This window comes from Rhodanobacter sp. B05, assembly GCF_002001085.1.
GTDB lineage: Bacteria > Pseudomonadota > Gammaproteobacteria > Xanthomonadales > Rhodanobacteraceae > Rhodanobacter.
The window spans coordinates 76,631-97,546 of sequence record NZ_MUNU01000004.1; the positions used below are offsets into that span (position 1 = coordinate 76,631).

At 66.2% G+C, this 20,916-nt stretch carries 14 protein-coding genes; 12 read left to right on the forward strand and 2 right to left on the reverse strand.

Going from position 1 to position 20,916, the window contains the following annotated elements; all coding sequences use genetic code 11:
- The first annotated feature begins 296 nt into the window (after positions 1–296).
- From B0E47_RS01095 to prmC, 4 genes are all read left to right on the forward strand, one after another.
- Positions 297–2,999 carry a M1 family metallopeptidase gene (locus B0E47_RS01095; protein ID WP_077511627.1) on the forward strand — a complete coding sequence of 901 codons (2,703 nt, stop codon included), beginning with the start codon at positions 297–299 and terminating at the stop codon, positions 2,997–2,999.
- A 64-nt stretch (positions 3,000–3,063) separates the two neighbouring features.
- Entirely contained in the window at positions 3,064–3,252 is a 189-nt protein-coding gene (locus B0E47_RS16960; RefSeq protein ID WP_168170986.1) for a hypothetical protein, read from the forward strand.
- Between the two features lie 226 nt (positions 3,253–3,478).
- Positions 3,479–7,573, forward strand: a complete 4,095-nt coding sequence (locus B0E47_RS01100; protein WP_077511723.1) for a hypothetical protein — start codon at positions 3,479–3,481, stop codon at positions 7,571–7,573.
- The gene (gene prmC, locus B0E47_RS01105; protein ID WP_077511629.1) at positions 7,566–8,393 is read left to right on the forward strand and encodes a peptide chain release factor N(5)-glutamine methyltransferase; all 828 of its coding nucleotides are present in this window, start codon (positions 7,566–7,568) and stop codon (positions 8,391–8,393) included. Before B0E47_RS01100 ends, prmC begins: the two co-directional genes overlap by 8 nt.
- A 113-nt stretch (positions 8,394–8,506) precedes the next feature.
- On the opposite strand, the gene B0E47_RS01110 is transcribed toward prmC, so the two are convergent.
- Positions 8,507–10,108: an electron transfer flavoprotein-ubiquinone oxidoreductase gene (locus tag B0E47_RS01110; RefSeq protein WP_077511632.1), complete on the reverse strand. Its 1,602-nt coding sequence runs from the start codon at positions 10,106–10,108 to the stop codon at positions 8,507–8,509.
- A 172-nt stretch (positions 10,109–10,280) separates the two neighbouring features.
- On the opposite strand from B0E47_RS01110, the gene B0E47_RS01115 reads away from it, so the two are divergent.
- The 7 genes from B0E47_RS01115 to B0E47_RS01150 all read left to right on the forward strand — a co-directional run bounded on the left by B0E47_RS01115 (position 10,281) and on the right by B0E47_RS01150 (position 18,881).
- The gene (locus tag B0E47_RS01115; protein ID WP_077511634.1) at positions 10,281–11,681 is read left to right on the forward strand and encodes an amidase; all 1,401 of its coding nucleotides are present in this window, start codon (positions 10,281–10,283) and stop codon (positions 11,679–11,681) included.
- A gap of 199 nt (positions 11,682–11,880) precedes the next feature.
- Positions 11,881–12,798 carry a sulfate adenylyltransferase subunit CysD gene (gene cysD, locus B0E47_RS01120; RefSeq protein WP_077511636.1) on the forward strand — a complete coding sequence of 306 codons (918 nt, stop codon included), beginning with the start codon at positions 11,881–11,883 and terminating at the stop codon, positions 12,796–12,798.
- Positions 12,798–14,690, forward strand: coding sequence for a sulfate adenylyltransferase subunit CysN (gene cysN, locus B0E47_RS01125; RefSeq protein WP_077511638.1), 1,893 nt, complete (start codon positions 12,798–12,800; stop codon positions 14,688–14,690). The genes cysD and cysN overlap by 1 nt, the downstream gene beginning before the upstream one ends.
- Before the next feature lie 78 nt (positions 14,691–14,768).
- Positions 14,769–15,869: a glycine cleavage system aminomethyltransferase GcvT gene (gcvT, locus tag B0E47_RS01130; RefSeq protein ID WP_077511640.1), complete on the forward strand. Its 1,101-nt coding sequence runs from the start codon at positions 14,769–14,771 to the stop codon at positions 15,867–15,869.
- Between the two features lie 86 nt (positions 15,870–15,955).
- Positions 15,956–16,351: a glycine cleavage system protein GcvH gene (gene gcvH, locus B0E47_RS01135; RefSeq protein WP_077511642.1), complete on the forward strand. Its 396-nt coding sequence runs from the start codon at positions 15,956–15,958 to the stop codon at positions 16,349–16,351.
- A gap of 650 nt (positions 16,352–17,001) precedes the next feature.
- A complete protein-coding gene (metJ, locus tag B0E47_RS17320) occupies positions 17,002–17,523 on the forward strand; it encodes a met regulon transcriptional regulator MetJ (protein ID WP_077511646.1) in 522 nt (173 codons plus the stop codon).
- Between the two features lie 329 nt (positions 17,524–17,852).
- Positions 17,853–18,881 carry an energy transducer TonB gene (locus tag B0E47_RS01150; protein ID WP_077511648.1) on the forward strand — a complete coding sequence of 343 codons (1,029 nt, stop codon included), beginning with the start codon at positions 17,853–17,855 and terminating at the stop codon, positions 18,879–18,881.
- Between the two features lie 88 nt (positions 18,882–18,969).
- On the opposite strand, the gene B0E47_RS01155 is transcribed toward B0E47_RS01150, so the two are convergent.
- The gene (locus B0E47_RS01155; RefSeq protein WP_077511650.1) at positions 18,970–20,256 is read right to left on the reverse strand and encodes a serine hydrolase domain-containing protein; all 1,287 of its coding nucleotides are present in this window, start codon (positions 20,254–20,256) and stop codon (positions 18,970–18,972) included.
- Positions 20,257–20,311: 55 nt separating this feature from the next.
- Here B0E47_RS01155 and B0E47_RS01160 point away from each other — a divergent pair, with 55 nt between their 5' ends.
- A complete protein-coding gene (locus B0E47_RS01160; RefSeq protein WP_077511725.1) occupies positions 20,312–20,899 on the forward strand; it encodes a LemA family protein in 588 nt (195 codons plus the stop codon).
- Positions 20,900–20,916 lie beyond the last annotated feature (17 nt).

Consider the following 20,916-nt stretch of genomic DNA (forward strand, 5'->3'; position numbering starts at 1 on the left):
CGAGTCCGTCCAGGCAATAGTCAAAAACTATGGTGCTGATGCCAACAATCAATTGGAACAATACACCGGCGCGCCCTATCGTGCACCGCGTATCCCCGTGATACCCCGCGCGTCGGAGCCCCTCCCTCTCCCCCGCAGACGCGCGGGTTGCACCCCACCGGCGCGAGCCTGTCCTCGTCGCCGGTTTTTTTTGCGCGCGGCCACATCCCTGGCAAGCCGGCCGTGCCTTCTGGCACTGTGTCGAAAGTCATGCGGATCCTACGGTGGTGCTCTTTGGATCGCCTGGGGGTCTCCTGATGCATCGTCTTGTCCGTCCGCTCCTGTTCACTGCGCTGGCCAGTTGCTGCGCCGCTGCGTTTGGTAATGCCACCGACCACGCGCCGCAGGGTCGCCTGCCCGGCTGGGCGGTACCGCAGTCGTACCGGATCGCGTTCAAGGTCGATCCCGCCCGGCAGGATTTTTCCGGCACCACCACGATCAAGGTCAAGCTGACCAAGGCTTCCGATCACCTCTGGCTGGACGGCAAGGAGCTGAAGGTGTCGAAGGTGACGATCACCGACGCCGCCGGCAAGCTGCATGACGGCGAATACGTCGACGTCGACCCCGCGGCCGGCGTGGTGCGGGTGGATTTCGGCAGTACGCTCCAGCCGCAGGAATTGAGCCTGAAGTTCGAATACAGCGCACCGCTGAATGCGCAGTTGCAGGGCCTGTACAAGGTCAGCGCCAGGGGCCAGCCGTATGCGATGACGCAGATGGAGCCGATCAGTGCGCGCTATGCGTTCCCCGGCTTCGACGAGCCCGGCTTCAAGACCCCGTTCGACATCAGCCTGACCATTCCGAGCAGCGAGGTCGGCATCGCCAATACCAGCCAGGTGAGCGACACGCCTGCCGGCCAGGGCTGGAAGACGCTGACCTTCGCGCAAACCTTGCCGCTGCCGACCTACCTGGTCGCCTTCGGCGTCGGTCCGTGGAGCATCGCCAACGCGCCGGACATCGCGCCGGATGCCTATCGTTCGAAACCGCTGCCGCTGCGCGGCGTGGCACCCGCCGGCCAGGCCCATCGCATGCAGCATGTGCTGAGCGAGACGCCGAGCATCATTCATGCGCTGGAGAACTACTACGGGTTCGGCTATCCGTGGGACAAGCTCGATCTGCTCGCCGCGCCGGATTTCTCCGCCGGCGCGATGGAGAACGCCGGCCTGGTCACGTTCCGCGACTGGCTGCTGCTGCTCGACAAGGATTCCCCCGCGCGCAACGTGCGCGGATCGTTCAACGTCACAGCGCATGAGTTGGCGCATCAGTGGACCGGCGACACGGTGACGCTCGAATGGTGGAACGACATCTGGCTCAACGAGGCGTTCGCCACCTGGATGCAGCAGAAGGTCACCATGGAAGTGCATCCCGAATACCGCGCCGACCTTGATCGCGTGCGCGGTTCGGAAGGGGCGATGAACAGCGATGGGCTGGTCAGCGCGCGCAGCATCCGCCAGCCGATCACTGGCAACGGCGACATCCTCACCGCGTTCGACGGCATCACCTACCAGAAGGGTGCCGGCGTGATCGCGATGTTCGAGAACTATGTCGGCGACAAGACCTTCCAGAAGGGCATGCGTGCCTATATCCAGGCGCACAAGTTCGGCAACGCCACCGCCAGCGACCTGGTCGGTGCGATCGCCACCGCGGCGGGCAAGGGCGAGGCGTTCAAGCATGCCTTCAACAGCTTCCTCGACCAGAGCGGCGTGCCGTATGTGCAGACGAAGCTGGTGCAGAAAGACGGCAAGACCGTGCTGCAGCTGAGCCAGAGCCGTTACCTGCCGCTGGGCAGCAAGGGCGATGCAAAACGCAGCTGGGGTGTGCCGGTGTGCGTGCGCTACGGCACGACCGCCAACGGCAAAGACAAAGCACAGTACAGCAAGGTCGCCTGCGAGATGCTCGACAAGGCCAGCGGCTCGATGGTGCTGGCCGGCGCCAGCACGCCGACCTGGATCATGCCCAACGCGAATGCCAGCGGCTATTACCGCTTCAGCCTGGACAAGCCGCAACTGGTCCGGCTCACCGCCGAGGTCGGCAAGCTCGGCGACGCCGAACAACTGGCCTATGCCGACGCCGTCGGTGCCAGCTTCCGTCGCGGCGATCTCGATGCCGGCGATGTGCTCGCCGCCTTCAAGCCGCTGACCGCGTCGAAGGTTCGCGACGTGGCCACCGCGCCACTGGGCCAGCTGGAATGGATCCATCAGCACGAGGCGCGCACCGATGCGCAGCGTGCCCGCCTCACTGCGTGGGTGAAGGATGCCTACCTGCCGCGCCTGCAACAGCTCGGCTACCAGCGCAAGGCTGGCGAATCCGAGGACGACTCGCTGTTGCGCAGCACCCTGGCCAGTGCGCTCGCCTTCGATTTCAAGGTGCCCGAAGTACGCGCTGCCCTGCTCGAACAGGGTGAGGCGGTACTCAAGCCCACCGCCGATGGCAGCCTCGACTTCGCCGCTGCCGATCCCGACCTGCTCGGCGATGCGCTGGGCGTGGCGGTGCAGACGCAGGGAAAGCCCGCGGTCGATGCGTTGATCGGCGCGTTGCCGAAGACCACGGATGCGGCCTTGCGCAATGGCATCCTCGGCGGACTCGCCCGCGTGGAAGTTCCGACGCTGGCCACGCAGGTGCGCGACTTCGCGCTGGACAAGCAGGTCAAGGTCGGCGAGATGGGTTCGCTGCTGATGGGCGGTCGCGAGACCCGGGCGAGTCGTGATGCGATGTGGCAGTGGTTCACCGGCCACTACAAGGAAGTGCTCGGCCGTACCGGCAGCTTCGCGGGTGGTTATCTGCCGCGCCTGGCCGCTGGCGGCGGTTGCTCCACACCCGAAGTCGAGCGGCTGCAGGCGTTCTTCAAGCCGCGCATGAACGATGCGGCAGGCATCGCGCGCGGACTCGCGCAGACGGGTGAATCAATCCAGCTGTGCGCGGCCTTGAAAGGGGCGCAGGATCCCGCAGCCATCCTGAAATAAGCGCTGCCGCATCGGCGGGGTGCATATGGCGTGTCAGTCGTCCGGCTGGCGCGCCATATTTTCCTTGATCATCGCCGATCCTGTTCCGGGGCCTTCCTCGCAGGCGCCTGATGAACGTCACCGCATCATCGAGCACCGGCGCCTTGCCGCGGAACGGTCGCGACATGGCCAGCAGGATCGCGGCGTGGCCGATGTCCGGATACATTTTCACTTCGACCGGCTCGCCCATGCGCTGCATCGTGGCGGCGAGTGAGCGGAGGTGGGCTTCGGGGTTGCGAACATGCGCTCTCCTGGCGGGGCGACTGAAGGTGATGTGCGGGCCTTGACCCCATTCCGCCGCGTGCTGCGTTGAATGGGGAGTGCAGCATGCGCATCGATAGATACGTGTTACAGCCGCCAGAAAATGCAGGCCGCTTCGTGTGCCTGACGTGTTCCACTTACACTGCGCCGGCCGACCGGCATACATGGGGGAGAGCGGCATGCTTCGTCGATGGTGCACCTTGCTGGGCCTGGGACTGTTGCTGGCCGCGCCGCTGCTGGCGCAGGACATACCGCCGCCGCTGCGCGACTGGCAGGGCTGGGTGCTGCACGACGTGCCGCGGCATGCTTGCCCGTTCCTGGCCAACCAGGCGCCGGGTTCGGACAGCTACCGTTGCGCCTGGCCCGGCCGGCTCGTGCTCGATGCGGACAAGGACGGCGGCCGCTTCAGTCTGGACGTGCATGTGGATGCGCCGAGCTGGGTGGCCTTGCCGGGCGACAATCGCCATTGGCCGCAGCAGGTGAGCCTGGGCAAGCAGCCGGCCACGGTGCTGCTGCATGACGACGCGCCGATGCTGTGGCTGGCCGCGGGTGACTACCAGATTCACGGCCAGCTGCCGTGGACATCCCGTCCCGCCGATCTGCGCGTGCCGGACACGATCGGTCTGGTGAAGCTCAGTGTCGACGGCGTCGCGGTCACGCGGATCGAGCGTGACGGCCAGCAACTCACGTTGGGCGAGGCCGCCAGCGCGCAACGCGCGGCGGATGCACTCTCGCTGCGTGTCTATCGTCGCCTGGGCGATGGCCTGCCGGCCACGCTGGAGACGCAGCTTCAGTTCAATGTCACCGGCAGCGCACGCGAACAGCTGCTGGGTCCTGCCTTGCCGAAGGGTTTCGTGGCGACCGCGCTGAGCGGCGATCTGCCGGCGCGGCTGGAGAACGATGGCCATTTGCGCGTGCAACTGTGCCCGGGCCGCTGGACGCTCACCCTGCTGGCGCGCAGCGTCGCGCCGCTGCAGAAGGTCGGCGTGAGTTTGCCGCCCGCGCCGTGGCCGAAGCAGGAAGTGTGGAGCTATGCCGACGACAACGCGCTGCGTGGCACGCGCATCGAAGGCAACGCCGTCGACGCCGCGCAGGCCGGGGTGCCGGACGACTGGGCCAGCTTGCCGGCCTATGTGCTGGACGACCGTAGCGGACTGCGCGTGGAGCAGGGCAATCGCGGCAACGAGGGCGGCCAGGGCGACGCGCTGCATCTGCGGCGGGAGATGTGGCTGGACTTCGACGGTCGCAGCTTCAGTGTTTCCGATCAGCTGAGCGGCGAGCTGCGCCATCACCAGCGGCTCGATGTTGGCGCACCGTGGCAGTTGCAGCGCGCCTCGGAAAACGGCGATCCGCTGCTGGTCACCCGGGATGCCAAGGGTCAGGCGGGGGTCGAGCTGCGTGACCGCCGCATCGATGTCTCCGCCGGCCTGCGACTGCCGGCACATGCCGGTGCGGTGGCCAGTTCCGGCTGGCAACTGCCGCTGGACGGCATCGAGGCCACCGTGCACCTGCCGCACGGTTATCGCCTGCTGGGGGCGATCGGCGCGGATCGTTCGAACGATACCTGGGCAGCGCAATGGAGCCTGCTCGACCTGTTCGTGGTGGCGCTGATCGCGCTGCTGGCCGGACGGCTGCTGGGCTGGCCGTGGGCACTGCTGGCGGCCGGCTATCTGGCGCTGGCCCAGCACGAGGCGATGGCGCCACTGTGGACGCTGGCACTCGCGCTGGCGTTCGCCTTGCTGCTGCGCGCCTTGCCCGAGGGTCGCCTGCGCACGTTCGCACGCGGTGGCGCGCTGGCACTGTTCGCCCTGGCAGCGCTGTGGGCGCTGCCGTTCACCGCCGCGCAATTGCAGTACGCGTTGCATCCGCAACTGGAGCAGGGTTCGACGGCGCGTGCTGTTTCCGTGGCCTTCGTGCCGCCAGGGCAGGACATGGACAAGGCCCGGGCAGGCATGCCGGCACCGCCGCCGCCACCCTCGCCGCCGGCTCCCATACAGGAGATGAGCGCCAATGCCGTTTCCACGGGCGCTGGCGTCTTGCAGAGCGTGGTGGTTACCGGTTCCACCATCTCGGTCAGTCAGCTGGTCGGCGAAGATCAGGACAATCGCGCCGTGATCCAGGCCGGTGCCGGCAAGCCGCATTGGAACGAGGGCAACAACTATCGACTCGGCTGGTCCGGGCCGGTGACACCGCAGCAGACGACCCGACTGGTGATCGCGCCGGTCTGGCTGGTGCGAATGATGCGGGTGTTGATGGTCGGTCTGCTGGTGATCGTGCTGGGCCGGCTGGCGATGAATCTGGTGCGGCCGCTGCGCGGGCGCTGGATGCCCACGCGTGGTGCCGGCGTGGTCGGGGCTGCCTTGCTGGCGATCGCCCTGATGCCTGCGGGCGTACGTGCCCAGGCGCTGCCCGACGCGCAGATGCTCAACCAGCTGCGCAACCGCCTCACCGAGGCACCGAAATGTGCGCCGCAATGCGCCGAGGTGGCGCAGGCGCAACTGCGGGTCAGCGGTGCGGTGCTCGACGTGGAGCTGGAAACGCATGCCGGCGCCGCGGTCGCCTTGCCCTTGCCGGCGCCCGACGAGGCGATGCCACTGATCGACGTCAGCCTCGATGGCCAGGCCAGCCCCGCACTGCTGCGCAGCGACGATCGACTTTTGCTGCGCGTCGATCGCGGCGTGCACCGGGTCAGCCTGCATTACCGCCTGGACGCCGTGGAAAGCGCGGCACTTCATTTCGCCTTGCCGCCTCAACGCATCGACTTCAGCGGTTCGGGCTGGTCGCTCGAAGGTGTCGATGGCGATCGGCTGCTCGGCGACAGCGTGACCCTGCGCCGCGTGCAGACGGCGGCCGACGGGAAACAGTTGCCGACCGTGCAGAGTTTTCCGCCGTATGTGCGCCTCACCCGCAGCATCGGTTTCGGGCTGGACTGGATCGTGCTGAACCGGGTCGAGCGCATCGCGCCGCAGACCGGGGGATTCAGCATCAGCCTGCCCTTGCTGCCGGGCGAGCATCCGAAGGGCGAGGGCGTGCTGGTCAAGGACGGCCGGATCAACGTCACCTTCAAGGCCGGTGAATCGGTGGTCACATGGAGCAGCCAGCTCGATCGTTCCGCGCAGATCATCTTGCAGGCGCCGCCCTTGAACGAACGTGCCGAGGTGTGGGAAGTGGGCGCCGCACCGATGTGGCATGTCGATGCCACCGGTGTACCGACAAGCGCCAGCGATGACGGTTTGCGTTTCGATCCGTTGCCGGGCGAAAAGCTGCAGCTGGCGATCACGCGGCCGGTGGCGATTGCCGGCGACAGCCTGGCCATCGACAGCGTGCGGCTGGACAGCGGCATCGGCGAGCGCGCCGGCGATCTGCAGCTGAACGTGCATGCACGCAGCACACGCGGCGGCGAGCATGCCATCGACGTGCCGCCCGGCAGCGAGTTGCTCGATGCCAAGCGCGACAACCAGGCGATCAACCTGGCCATACGCGATGGCAGGATCAGCCTGCCGTTGCTGCCCGGCGAACACGACTACGCCCTGCATCTGCGCGAGCCGCAGGGCGTGGCCGCGCGCGTGCGCACGCCAGCGCTGGACCTGCATGCACCGGTGGCGAACATCGACCTCGCCGTGCACCTGCCACAGGATCGCTGGGTGCTGTGGACCTGGGGGCCGACCGACGGCCCGGCCGTGCTGTACTGGTCGCAACTGCTGGTACTGCTGTTCGCCGCGTGGCTGCTGGCGCGGTACGCACCCACGCCGCTGCGTTTGCGTCACTGGTTGCTGCTCGGGCTGGGGTTCTCCGCGTTTGCATGGACGGCGTATGCGCTGGTGGTGATGTGGTTGATCGCGCTGGGCCTGCGTGCGCGCATGCGTGCGCCCGAGCAGATGCCAGGCGTGCGTTTCGACCTGCTGCAGCTGGGACTGGTGGCGTTGACCGTGCTGGCGCTGGGTGTGCTGATCGGCGCCATCCCGCAGGGTTTGCTCGGGCTGCCGGACATGCATGTGGCAGGCAACGGATCGAGTGCTGGCACCCTCCGCTGGTTCTCCGACCGCAGCAGCGGCGCGCTGCCGTCGGCCGGCGTGCTGAGCCTGCCGCTGTGGGTGTACAAGGTCGCCATGCTGGCGTGGGCGCTGTGGCTGGCGAATGCCCTGATCGGCTGGCTGCGCTGGGCCTTCGATGCCTGGACGCACGGCGGCTACTGGCGCAAGCGTCAGCCGAAGGTGGGCGTGGCGCCGCCGCAGCTGCCGCCCTCGGCAAACGGGTCGGGCGCCGATGTCTGATGTGCGTGATGCGCTGGCGGCGGCGACGCGACGGCTCGGTGAGCGCGCCGATGCCGAGCTGTTGCTGCTGCACGTGCTGCACAAGCCGCGCAGCTGGCTGTTCACGCATGCGGACGACACGCTGGACGTGGATGCCGAGTCGGCCTACGACGCCTTGCTGGATCGTCGCGAGGCGGGCGAACCGGTTGCCTATATCACCGGTCGCCGTGGCTTCTGGACGCTGGAGCTGGAGGTGACCCCGGCCACGCTGATCCCGCGCCCGGAGACCGAACTGCTGGTCGAACTGGTGCTGCAACGCCTGCCACCCGACTTCAGCGGCAGGGTGGCCGATCTGGGCACGGGCAGCGGCGCGATCGCGCTGGCCATCGCGCGCGAGCGGCCGCGTGCGCAGGTGGTCGCCACCGACGCCAGCATCGCGGCACTCGAAGTCGCCAAGCGCAATGCGCAGCGTCATGCGATCGGCAACGTCGATTTCGTGCACGGCGACTGGCTGCTGCCGCTGGCCGGAAAGCGCTTCGAGCTGATCGCCTCCAACCCGCCGTATATCGAAGCGGCCGACCCGCATCTGGCGCGCGGGGACCTGCGCTTCGAGCCGGCCTCCGCACTGGCTTCCGGCAGCGACGGTCTGGACGATATCCGTCGCATCGTCGACGGTGCACGCCGTCACCTCGATCCTTCCGGCTGGCTGCTGCTCGAGCACGGCTGGAACCAGGGCGCGGCGGTGCGTGCCTTGCTGCTGCACGCCGGCTACATGCAGATATTCACGGTGCAGGATATCGAGCGACGCGATCGCGTCAGCGGAGGCCGCGTGGCCGGTTGATGGCCGAGCAGACTGTGGACCGGGTCCGTGGCGCATAAACGACGTGATGTACCGCAACGTCCGATCGCAAATTGCCGGGACCGTTGTCCGAACAACCCGGCGAGGGTGATGTCCTACAGGTTCTGGTAATTCGGCCCGGAGCCACCCTCGGGCGTGACCCAGGTGATGATCTCGTACGGGTCCTTGATGTCGCAGGTCTTGCAGTGCACGCAGTTGGCGGCATTGATCTGCAGGCGTTTGCCGGCGCCATCGTCGACGATCTCGTAGACGTTGGCGGGGCAGAAGCGGGTGCACGGGTTGCCGTATTCGGTGGTGCACTGGTCGATGCAGATGCTGGTGTCGGCCACGTGCAGATGGATCGGCTGGTCCTCGTCGTGTTCGGTGGCGGCGAAGTAGACGCCGGCGAGGCGGTCGCGCGGCGGCAGCGTGCGCTGCACGTAGTCGCGCTTCGGTTCCTCGCATTCGCTCAGCTTGTGCAGACTCGACCAGTCGGCCTTGTTCTTCAGCGTCCATGGCGACAGGCCGGCCGTGACGGTTTCCCAGGCGGCGTTGAACAGGCCGAACCACAGTCCCTTCTTGAAGGCGGGCTTGATGTTGCGCACCTTCTTCAGCTCGGCCATCACGTCCGAGCCGCGCAGCTTCGCATCGAAGCCGGCCGGGTCCAGCGCATTCGCCGTCAGGTGCTCGGCGGCAAGCATGCCGCTCTTGATCGCCTGGTGGGTGCCCTTGACCTTGGGCACGTTGAGCAGGCCGGCGGTGTCGCCGATCAGCAGCGCACCGGGCATCTCGCACTTCGGCAACGACTGGTAGCCGCCGGTGACGATCGCGCGTGCACCGGCCGAGAGGATCGTGCCGTCCTCCAGCAGCGGCTTGACCATCGGATGGTTCTTCCATTGCTGGAAGGCCTCCCACGGCTTGTAGTCGGGATCGCTGTAGTCGAGCCCGCTGATATAGCCGAGCGCGATGCGATCGCCATCCAGGTGGTACATGAAGCTGCCGCCATAAGTATGCGTATCGGCTGGCCAGCCGAAGCTGTGCACGATCCGGCCCGGCGTGACCCGGCCGGGCGGCAGTTGCCACAGTTCCTTGATGCCGATCGAATAGCCCTGCGGATCGCAGTCGGCATCGAGCTTGAAGCGTTTGACCAATTGCTTGGTCAGGCTGCCGCGCGCGCCTTCGGCGAGCACGGTGACCTTCGCCTTGATGTCGATGCCTTCGGTATAGCCGGGTTTGTGCGAGCCGTCCTTCGCCACGCCCATGTCGCCGATGCGCACGCCGGCGACCGAGCCATCCTCGTTGTGGATGGTGTCGGCGGCGGCGAAGCCGGGGAACACGTCCACGCCCAGCGCTTCGGCCTGCGGCGCCATCCAGGCGCACATCGCGCCCAGCGAGACGATGAAATTGCCGTGGTTCTTCATCCCTGGCGGCACCGGCAGCTTGCGCCCGCCGGTCTTGTTGAGCAGCCAGAATTCATCCTCGCCCGCGGGCACGCAGATCGGCGGTGGCGCGTCGCGCCAGCCCGGCAGCAGGGCGTCCAGCGGTTGCGGTTCGATCACCGCACCGGACAGGATCTGTGCGCCGATCGTCGAGGCCTTCTCGATGACGCACACGCTGACGTCCGGCTTGAGCTGCTTCAGGCGGATCGCGAACGACAGGCCGGATGGGCCGGCGCCGACCACGACGACATCGTATTCCATGGTTTCGCGTTCGCTCATGGCGGCCTTCCTCGGGTGGTACGGTGAACGGCATGCTCGGCGCGTAATCGACGCACGATACCCTGCCGCATTGTCCGGGTTCGCGCCGCGCGGGGCAACGCGTGCTGCGTCACGGCTTGCAATCGTTGCCGGTGGCGCGGCGATAATCGAAGCCGATTTGCAAGGAGATTTCATGAATTCGATGCCGCCGATCGCCGATATCGACCTGCGCCGCGCCTCGCTGTGCCAGCTGCTGCACTGGCTGGCGGCAGGCAGGGTGCAGCCGGAGGCATTGGCCGACGTTTACCAGGAGGCGATCGAGCGGCTCGATCCGCAGCTCAACTGCTATGTCGACCAGCGCTCCGGCCTGATGCAGGAACAGGCGCACATGGCCGACCGGCGTCGCCGCGACGGCGTGATCGGGCGGCTGGACGGCATCCCGCTGGCGCTCAAGGACAATTTCGACATGGCCGGGTGGCCGACCCGGGCCGGCCTGCCCGGGCGACGCAAGCCGGCGGAGAACGATGCGCACGTGGTGGCGCGCCTGCGCGCGTCGGGTGCGGTGGTGATCGGCAAGACCAACATGGACGAAGGGGCGCTGGGGGCGGCGACGGACAATCCGCATTTCGGCGCGACCCACAATCCGCATCGACATGGCTACAGCGCCGGTGGATCCTCCGGCGGCGCGGCGGCCGCGGTGGCGGCTGGCCTGGCCGTGGCGGCGGTCGGCTCTGACAGCCTGGGTTCGATCCGCATCCCGGCCAGCTATTGCGGTGTGTATGCATTGAAGCCCACGCATGGCGAGATTTCCGCGCGCGGTCTGGTGCCGGCGGCGCGGCGACTGGATGCGGTGGGTCTGCTCGCGCGCAGCGTCGAAGACCTGACCGTGCTGCTGCAGGTGCTGGCCGGCTACGACGCCGACGATGCCCGCTCGCGCCGGCGCCGGGTGGCGTTCGCGCTGCCGGACTGGGACCCGGGCCACCTGCGTGCGGGCCTGTTGCCGGACCTGGCGGCGGTCGGCGTGGAGGCCGAGGTGATCGAGGTATTCGAGCGCGCCATGGCCCGATTGCCGCATGCGCTGGGCGACCGTCGCACGGTCGACTTCACCGACTGGGATTTCGCGCGTACTCGCCGCGCTGGCCTGCTCCTGATGGAAGCGGAAATGCTGGGCACGTTTGCCGACGATCTTGCCGACACCTCGCAGCACCCGGTGTCGGATCGCTTCCGCCGCATGCTGGGCTATGCCGCCGGCAAGGGCGCCGCCGACTACGCGATGGCCGACCGCGTGCTCGATGCAGCCACTCTGAAGATGCGCCGACTGTTTTCCCAGGTCGACGTGCTGGTGCTGCCGACCACGCCGCAAGCCGCGTTTGCGCTGGATGGCCCGGTGCCGGATTCGGTCGCCGACCTCACCAGTTTCGCCAGCCTGGCAGGGTGTCCGGCGGTGAGCCTGCCGATGGGCCACCTGTCCAGCGGACTGCCGGTGGGGCTGCAACTGGTCGGTCCACGCGGGTCGGATCTGCGTCTGCTGGAACTGGCCGCGGCATGTGCGTCGACGCTGGACGTCGAGCCGACCTACCCGGTGCTGGAATGACGTCGTGGCGGCGTTGAGCTGCCGCCGGCCCCGTGTCCGTCGTGCAAGGTATGGTGCGCAGGCATGTCGATATGAAAAGTCGTTTGGACGTCCATTCGGTGGGGAGGTCCGATGCGGCCTATAATCCACGTCTTCGGGACGCCGCCAGATCCGTTGTCGATGCCGTTCCCCACGTAACAGCCACCGAGTTCGCCACGTCATGACGGCCACCGCCCTCAAGCTGCATTCCCATCTCGACGACCTCGAGGCCGAGAGCATCCACATCTTTCGCGAGGTGCAGGCGGCCTTTCGCCATCCGGTGATGCTGTATTCGATCGGCAAGGACTCGTCGGTGCTGTTGCACCTGCTGCGCAAGGCGTTCCATCCGGCGAAACCGGCGATGCCGATGCTGCACGTCGACACCACCTGGAAGTTCCGCGAGATGATCGCGTTTCGCGACCAGGTCGCGGCGGCGGGCGATGTGGAGGTGCTGGTGCACATCAACCAGGACGGCGTGCGCCAGGGCATCTCGCCGCTGACCCACGGCGCCACCATGCACACCGACGTGATGAAGACCCAGGCGCTGAAGCAGGCGCTGGACCAGCACGGCTTCGACGCCGCGATCGGCGGCGCGCGCCGCGACGAGGAGAAATCGCGTGCGAAGGAGCGCATCTTCTCGTTCCGCAATGCGCAGCACCGCTGGGATCCGAAGAGCCAGCGCCCCGAGCTGTGGCACAACTACAACACCTTCATCCGCAAGGGCGAGAGCGTGCGCGTGTTCCCGCTGTCCAACTGGACCGAGATGGACGTGTGGCTGTACATCCAGCGCGAGAACATCCCGGTGGTGCCGCTGTATTTCGCCAAGCCGCGTCCGGTGGTGGAGCGCGACGGCGCCCTGATCATGGTCGACGACGATCGTTTCACCCTGCGCGAGGGCGAAACCATCCGGATGCGCGAAGTGCGCTTCCGTACGCTGGGCTGCTATCCGCTGACCGGTGCGGTGGAGTCCACGGCCGATACCTTGCAGAAGGTGATCGACGAGATGGCCGCCTCGCGTACCTCCGAGCGCCAGGGGCGGGTGATCGACCAGGACCCCACGGCATCGATGGAACGCAAGAAGCAGGAGGGGTACTTCTGATGGGCGCGCAGACACAGGACGCGCCCGCTGCGCAGGACAAGGGGCTGCTGCGCTTCATCACCTGCGGAAGCGTGGACGACGGCAAGAGCACCCTGCTCGGGCGCCTGCTGTACGACGCCGGCATGCTGTCCGACGACCAGCTGGCGACGCTGGCACGCGAGAGTCGCCGCCAGCACGCCGATGCCGGCGAGGACGTGCTCGACTTCGCCCTGCTCACCGATGGCCTGGATGCGGAACGCGAGCAGGGCATCACCATCGACGTGGCCTACCGCTATTTCCATACCGCGCGGCGCAGCTTCATCGTGGCCGATTGCCCGGGCCACGAGCAGTACACCCGCAACATGGCCACCGGCGCCTCCAACGCGGAGCTGGCCGTGGTGCTGGTCGATGCGCGCAAGGGCCTGCTGCCGCAGACGCGCCGGCATACCTATATCTGTGGTTTGCTCGGCATCCGTCACGTGGTGCTGGCGGTCAACAAGATGGACCTGGTCGGCTATGACCAGGGCACCTATGCAGCGATTGCCACGCAATACCGCGAGCTCGCACAAACCCTGGGCATCCATCACGTGCAGTGCCTGCCGGTGTCGGCACTGACCGGCGACAACGTGGGCAGTCGCTCGTCGAACATGCCCTGGCACGACGGCGGCAGCCTGCTCGACGCCCTGGAGACGGCGGATGTGGCGCGCTTCCGCGCCGCCGACTTCCGCATGCCGGTGCAATGGGTGAACCGCCCGGATCAATCGTTCCGCGGCTACGCCGGCACCATCTGCGGCGGCAGCGTGGCCCGCGGCGACGAGATCGTGGTGCAACCGGGCGTGCAGCGCGCGCGCATCGAGCGCATCGTCACGTTCGACGGCGATCTGGAGCGCGCCAGCGAAGGGCAGGCGGTGACCCTCTGCTTCGACCGCGAGCTCGATGCCAGCCGCGGCGACGTGGTCGCCGACGCCCTGCGCCCGGCGCCGGTGGCCGACCAGTTCACCTGCCACCTGCTGTGGATGGGCGACAACGCGCTGCTGCCCAACCGCACCTACCGCCTGAAGATCGGCACCCGCACCGTGAACGCGCGGGTGATGTCGATCAAGCACAAGGTGGACGTCAACAACCAGGCCAAGCTGGCGGCCCGCCATCTCGAACTCAACGAGGTGGGCTACTGCACGATGGGCCTGGACGATGCGATCGCGTTCGAGGCCTATGCGGCCAACCGCAGCCTGGGCGGATTCATCCTGATCGATCGCCAGAGCAATGCCACGGTGGCCTGCGGCATGCTCGACTTCGCGCTGGGCCGATCCAGCAACGTGCACTGGCAGCATGTCGACATCGACAAGCGCGTGCGTGGCGGCAGCAAGGGCCAGCGACCGTTGTGCCTGTGGTTCACCGGCCTGTCCGGCGCGGGCAAGTCGACCATCGCCAACCTGGTCGAACGCAAGCTGCATGCGCTCGGCTTCCACACCTACCTGCTCGATGGCGACAACGTGCGCCACGGCATCAACAAGGATCTCGGCTTCACGCCCGAGGATCGCGTCGAGAACATCCGCCGCATCGCCGAGGTGGCGCACCTGATGGTCGACGCGGGGCTGATCGTGCTGGTCAGCGCCATTTCGCCCTACCGCAGCGAGCGGCGTTCGGCACGCGAGCTGTTCGATGCGGGCGAGTTCCTGGAGGTTTTCGTCGACGCCCCGCTGGAGGAATGCGAGCGGCGCGATCCCAAGGGCCTGTATCGCAAGGCGCGGGCGGGCGAGATCCGCAACTTCACCGGTATCGACGCGCCTTATGAACGGCCCGAGGCGCCGGATATCCACCTGCTCAGCGGCGGCCATCGCGCCGAGCAGCTGGCCGAACAGCTCACCGCGCAACTGCTGGCCAGCATCGAGCAGGATGGCGCCGGCGACTGAGCGGGTTGTTGCGGCGTGGCTTGGATTGCCGCTGGCCGGCGGCGATAATGGGCGCTCACCCTGCCAGGCGCCGCCGCGATGACCGAAAAGACCGTACTCAACGCCACCCACCGCGCGCTTGGCGCGCGGATGGTCGATTTCGGTGGTTGGGACATGCCGATCAACTACGGTTCGCAGATCGAGGAGCATCACGCGGTGCGTCGCGATGTCGGCATGTTCGATGTCTCGCACATGACCGTGGTCGACCTGCATGGCGCGCGGGCGCGAGACTTCCTGCGGCACCTGCTGGCCAACAATGTCGACAAGCTCAAGGTGCACGGCAAGGCGCTGTATTCGTGCATGCTGAACGAGCGCGGTGGCGTGATCGACGACCTGATCGTGTATTTCCTCGGCGAGGAACACTTTCGGCTGGTGGTCAATGCCGGCACCCGCGCCAAGGACCTGGCCTGGATCGAGAAACAGGCCGCCCCGTTCGAGGTGCAGGTGAAGGAGCGCCCCGAGTTCGCGATGATCGCGGTGCAGGGGCCGCACGCGCGGGCGAAGGTGCTCGACCTGCTGCGCGAGGTGGATCGCCCCCGCATCGAGAAACTGGGCAAATTTGCCGCGGCGGCCGCACAGGGTCCGCATGGCATGCCGCTGTTCGTGGCCCGCACCGGCTATACCGGCGAGGACGGCTTCGAGATCATCGTGCCGCAGGAGCATGCCGTCGCCCTGTGGGAAGCGCTGCATGCCGCCGGCGTGGCACCGGCCGGGCTGGGGGCACGCGACACCTTGCGGCTGGAAGCCGGCATGAATCTCTACGGCCAGGACATGGATGAGAGCGTGACGCCGTGGGAAGCCAATCTAGGCTGGACGGTGTCGCTGGACGAGGGGCGCGCCTTCATCGGCCGCGCCGCACTCGAACAGCAGAAGGCCGCCGGCGTGCCACGGGTGATGGTCGGCCTGGTGCTGGACGGCAAGGGCGTGCTGCGCCACGGCCAGAAAGTGCTGGCGGCGAACGGCGAGGGCGAGATCCTCTCCGGCAGCTTTGCTCCCACCCTCGACAAGGCGATCGCCTTCGCGCGCATTCCCGCCGGCGAGGCGGGCGACCTGCGCGTCGACATTCGTGGCCGCGAAGTCCCGGTGCGTCAGGTGAAGTATCCGTTCGTGCGCGACGGCAAGGCCTGCGACGGGATCTGAGCCGGCATCTTGCGCTTTCCCTCACGGCGGATGCGGCTAGAATCTGCGCCTGTACCCAAGACCCACCCCAACGACTGGACCCGATCATGAGCGAGATTCCCGGCGATCTGAAATTCCTCAAGTCCCACGAATGGGCCCGCGTCGAAGACGATGGCCTGGTTCGGGTGGGCATATCCGACCACGCACAGGGCCAGCTCGGCGACCTGGTCTATGTCGAGCTGCCCGAGATCGGCGCGGCCATCCAGGCCGGCAACGGCGTCGCCGTGGTGGAGTCGGTCAAGGCCGCCTCGGACATCTACGCACCGGTCTCCGGCGAGATCGTCGAGGTCAACGAGCTGCTCAACGACAAGCCCGAGACGATCAACGAGGATGCCTTCGGCGCTGGCTGGATCTACCTTGTACGCCCCAGCGATCGCGCCGAGCTCGACGAACTGCTTGATGCCAAAGACTACGAAGAGTTGATCGAAAGCGACGATCACTGAATCATTCTCCGTGGGGAAATGCAGCCGGCCGCCGTGAGCGGCCGGTTGCATTTCCGGCCTGCCGGCGTTCGATGCGTGGGTGCGATCGCCTGACGAAATCCGCGCGTGCTGCACCGATCGTCGCGGCGTTTCCGCGAATCGAAATGATGGTTTTCGCACATCGATCGATGATCGCCAGACCGGTTTTCACCATCGCCTTCGTGGGCTGTCCGGTCGCTGCGCCGGAATGGTCCGGGTCCTGTTCGAGTGGCGCATCACTCCCGATATCCCGGATATCCGACGCCGGTCGGGGGTCGGCTCAATTCCTCCCGGTCGTGTCCCGTTCATTTGCCGAAGCACCCGCGCGGCCATCAAAAATCGCGGCTGCGCTTGAAGCCTGTTCAAATAGGTATCAGGAACACATTTCGACAATGGCTTCGACAAAAGCGCGGTTTTCAAGGTGTTTTGTGCGAATTTCGATCAAGGCGATGAAATGGTTGTAGACGTATAGACGTCCATGCATAAGCTCCCTTATGGAGCCCGGAGTCGCGTGGCTGCTGGGCTCCGACCGGTTGGGGGTGATCGGGGCGGTCGAATTTGATTGTTGAAATCAATTGACAGCCGAAATCTTCGGGGATAGCTTTCGCAGCAGATCACGGGGAATGCGTTTTATGGCGACAGCAAAATTCATCAAACCCTATGTCGAGCACGGTGAGAAAGCCAATGCAGTTCGCAAGATCACCGTCTCGATTCCACTTCATGTTCTGCGACGTCTTTCCGATCTGCGCACCCACCGCCAGGTGAACAATCTTCGGCACGCTACGAACAGCGATTTGCTGGTTGAAGCGTTCCTGCATGCTTTTACTGGGCAACCACTGCCAACTGATGAGGAGCTGAGACGAACTATGGCCACTGCCAAGAAATCCGCTGCAAAGAAACCGGCCGCCAAGAAGGCTGCTGCCAAGAAATCCGCTGCCAAGAAGCCCGCCGCCAGGAAGCCGGCGGCGAAGAAGGCCGCCGTGAAGAAAGTCGCCAAGAAGCCGGCGGCAAAGAAAGCTGCCGCCAAGAAGCCGGCTGCTGCCAAGAAAGCTGCCGTGAAGAAAGTCGCCAAGAAGCCGGCGAAGAAAGCCGCAGCGGCCAAGGTGGTGAAGGCCACCAAGACCGCGAAGGCCAAGACCAAGGCCAAGAAGTAAGCAACAGGCAACATGCGTTACCACCAATAAGATACGTTATCGACTTCTCTCCCCGCGGTGCCCAGCGCGGGGAGAGCACTTCGAAAAATTCGTCCCGGCCTGGCCGGGACGCTTCGTTTCCGGGGACGCAAAAGCCGTTCTCGAGCGGCTCCACCCGACTCGTCACGGATTCTGCCGGCGCTTCGTCGCGAGCGCCCGCGTGGCCCGCCATTGCCGTGATGCGCCAATGGAGTTACCTTTCGCACATCCGCGCCGCGGTGCATCCGGGGGGTGCGCCGCTCCTACAGGGGGAAAAAGCGCGGGTATCTGTCGACACTCAGCGAGAGACCATGGATACCCGATTCTTACTAGATACGCGTCGGCGTGCGCGTGGGGCGATCAAGCCCACCTTCATCGCCATCATTGCCGTGTTCGTCCTGCTTGCCCTGGGCGCATGGTTCCTCATCATCAAGCCGCACCAGGAACTGCTCATGGCCGACTCCGGTGGCCATCCGTCCACCCCGGTCACCACCGCGACGCGAGCAGTTGCGCCGCCCGTCAACGTGGCGGGCATGGACGTCAACCAGCTGGTCAGCGAGGCGCGGTCCGCGATGGGCTCGCAGCGTTATCTGGCACCGGCCGGCAACAACGCGTTCGAGTTCTACCTGCGGGTGCTGGAGAAGGACCCCGGCAACAAGGTGGCCTCCGATGCCTTGCGCGAGACATTTCCGTTTGCGGCCAACCAGGCGGAGCAGGCGATCAACTCGCGCGACTTCGGCGAAGCCCAGCGCGAGATCGACCTGCTGGCCAAGGCCGATCCGACCAACTTCACGCTGACCATCCTCCGCTCCAAGCTGGACGCCCAGCGCAAGACGCTGGACCAACAGCAGCAGAAGGCGCTGGACGACCAGAAGGCCGCGGCACTGGCGGCACAGAAAGCTGTCACCGAGAAGGCCGCCGCGGACCAGTTGGCACTGCAGGAGCAGGTCACCGCGAAGCAGAAGGCGACGCAGGAAGCCGCCGCAACCCAGACCCACAAACCGGCAGCAGCCAATCCGGCCGAGCCGGCCAACGCTGCGCCCGACAACACCGCCGCCGCGACCACCGGACCGACCACCGAGGCGGTGCTGACCAAGGCGGCGGCACCGAGTTATCCGTCGTCGGCGGTGCGTTCGCACCAGCAGGGCTGGGTGATACTGTCGTTCAAGGTCGATGCGGACGGTCGAACCAGCGACATCAAGGTGGTCGATTCACAACCTCGCCGGGTCTTTGATCGGGCCGCGATGGATGCGGTGGAACGCTATCAATTCACTCCGGCGATGAAGGATGGCGTGGCCGTCGCCAGTACAAGGCAGCAGCGGATCGAGTTCAAGCTCTGATAGCTGGCAATTCGCGATGTCCCGACGGCGCATGGATTCCATGCGCCGTCTTTCTTTGCATCGAGGCGCACAGCGGTATTTCCTGATCTCAGGGGTGCCGTTTCGAGCGGGTCTTGCGCTGTTTCCGGCGCGGCGCCGCCGCCTTCTTTGCATCGCTTTCGATCCGTGCCCAGTCCACATGCGGCAGGCCGAGCAGGTCATCGAAGACCATCGGCATCAATCCGCTTGGCGTTGGCCCGCTGGAATTCCACAGGGTCACTACTCCGGCGTGGTACTTCGGAAAGAAGCCGATCATGGTGCGATAACCCGCCACGGCGCCGGCGTGGTAGACCAGCGTTTCGCCGGCGTATTCGTAGACCCGCCAGCCCAGGGCGTAGTGTGCGTCGGTCAGACGTGCGCGGCGCCATGGCGTGGCGCGCAATTCACTGGGCGTGACGATGCCGGGGGCGTGCAGGACGTCAAGCAGCGAGGTCGGCAGCACGTCCTGACGGCCGCCCATCTGCGCGATCAGCCAGTTTTCCATGTCGCGCAGGCTGGCGTTCACCCCGGCAGCGGGAGCGACCCGGTAATAGGCTTCGCTCGGTTCGAACGGCACCCAGCCATGTCTCGACGCATGATGTGGGTGCGCCCAACTCTCGCTCGACTCCAGCGCGGCGCGGCCGTAGCTGGCCGTGCTCATGCCCAGCGGATAGAACAGGCGCTTGTCGACCTGGTGGTAGAAGAAGTCGCCGGTGCGCGCGAGCACCACGTCGCCGATCATGCTGAAGGCGACATTCTGATAGCCGTAGCATTGGCCAACGCCGCAGGTCATGTCGACTTCGTCGAGCTTTCGCACCAGCTCCTGGTACGGGATGTCTCCCTCCAGCATCTTGTCGTAGGTGTTGCGTGGCAGGCCGAGCTTCTGGCCCAGGATATCGCTGACCGTGGCCTGATCGGACGCCTGCATGTCCTTGAGCTTGAAATAGGGCAGCACGTCGATCAGCCTGGTGTCCCAGCTCAGCCTGCCGTCGTCCACCAGCAGGCCGGCGAGGGCCGTGGCAAATGCCTTGGACAGCGACGCCAGCCGGAACACCGTGGTTGGAGTCACCGGTTCCTTGGTGGCGGCATCGGCATAGCCGATGGTTCCTTCGAAAACCACCTTGTCGTCGATCACCACGGCGGTGGCCAGGCCAGCCACCGCGTCGCGCTGCTCAACGAGGTCCAACCATCGTTTGTAGTCGGCGAGGGTCTTCTCGATGCGAGCTGCAGGCAGCGGCGTCGTCACGGAAACGACGGCCGATGGCGGACTCGTGGCTGTTGGGGGGCTGGCGCAGACGGACGTGCAGGCAAGGCCGAGCACGCCTGCGGACAGCAGGAAAATCTTGCGAAACGGCATGGTATTCTGGCGACATTCCGGCGTGGGGATACGCCTTTGGGTGGAGAGCGTGGCGATGGGTCTGATCATCTTTCTGGTTATCGTCGTTCTGATTGTCTTGTACTTCGTGGCGATCTACAACGGACTGGTCACGTCACGCAACAGCTACAGAAACGCTTTTGCGCAGATCGACGTGCAACTGACCCGACGGCACGACCTGATCCCGAATCTGGTCGAGACGGCCAAGGGTTACCTCGCGCATGAACGCGGCACCCTCGAGGCCGTGGTGCAGGCGCGCAACGCGGCGGTCAGCGGACTGGCCGGCGCCAAGGCCAACCCGGGCGATCCGGCCGCGATGCAGCAGCTCGGTGCCAGCGAAAACGCCTTGACCCAGACGCTGGGCCATCTGTTCGCGCTGCAGGAAGCTTATCCCGATCTGAAGGCCAACCAGACCATGATGCAGCTCTCCGAGGAGCTGACCTCGACCGAGAATCGCGTGGCATTTGCGCGGCAGGCCTATAACGACTCGGTGTTGACCTACAACAACAAGCGCGAGGTCTTCCCGGCTTCGTTCGTGGCCAACAGCTTCGGTTTCGTTTCCGCGGAGCCCCTCAAGATCGAGGATCCGGCCGTGCGCGACGTGCCGAAGGTCTCCTTCAGCTGACTGCGCGGCATTGCGGC

Coding starts and splice junctions, on each gene's coding strand:
- B0E47_RS01095 (WP_077511627.1), top strand. CDS start 297: ATGCATCGTCTTGTCCGTCCGCTCCTGTTCACTGCGCTGGCCAGTTGC.
- B0E47_RS01100 (WP_077511723.1), top strand. CDS start 3,479: ATGCTTCGTCGATGGTGCACCTTGCTGGGCCTGGGACTGTTGCTGGCC.
- prmC (WP_077511629.1), top strand. CDS start 7,566: ATGTCTGATGTGCGTGATGCGCTGGCGGCGGCGACGCGACGGCTCGGT.
- B0E47_RS01110 (WP_077511632.1), bottom strand. CDS start 10,108: ATGAGCGAACGCGAAACCATGGAATACGATGTCGTCGTGGTCGGCGCC.
- B0E47_RS01115 (WP_077511634.1), top strand. CDS start 10,281: ATGAATTCGATGCCGCCGATCGCCGATATCGACCTGCGCCGCGCCTCG.
- cysD (WP_077511636.1), top strand. CDS start 11,881: ATGACGGCCACCGCCCTCAAGCTGCATTCCCATCTCGACGACCTCGAG.
- cysN (WP_077511638.1), top strand. CDS start 12,798: ATGGGCGCGCAGACACAGGACGCGCCCGCTGCGCAGGACAAGGGGCTG.
- gcvT (WP_077511640.1), top strand. CDS start 14,769: ATGACCGAAAAGACCGTACTCAACGCCACCCACCGCGCGCTTGGCGCG.
- gcvH (WP_077511642.1), top strand. CDS start 15,956: ATGAGCGAGATTCCCGGCGATCTGAAATTCCTCAAGTCCCACGAATGG.
- metJ (WP_077511646.1), top strand. CDS start 17,002: ATGGCGACAGCAAAATTCATCAAACCCTATGTCGAGCACGGTGAGAAA.
- B0E47_RS01150 (WP_077511648.1), top strand. CDS start 17,853: ATGGATACCCGATTCTTACTAGATACGCGTCGGCGTGCGCGTGGGGCG.
- B0E47_RS01155 (WP_077511650.1), bottom strand. CDS start 20,256: ATGCCGTTTCGCAAGATTTTCCTGCTGTCCGCAGGCGTGCTCGGCCTT.
- B0E47_RS01160 (WP_077511725.1), top strand. CDS start 20,312: ATGGGTCTGATCATCTTTCTGGTTATCGTCGTTCTGATTGTCTTGTAC.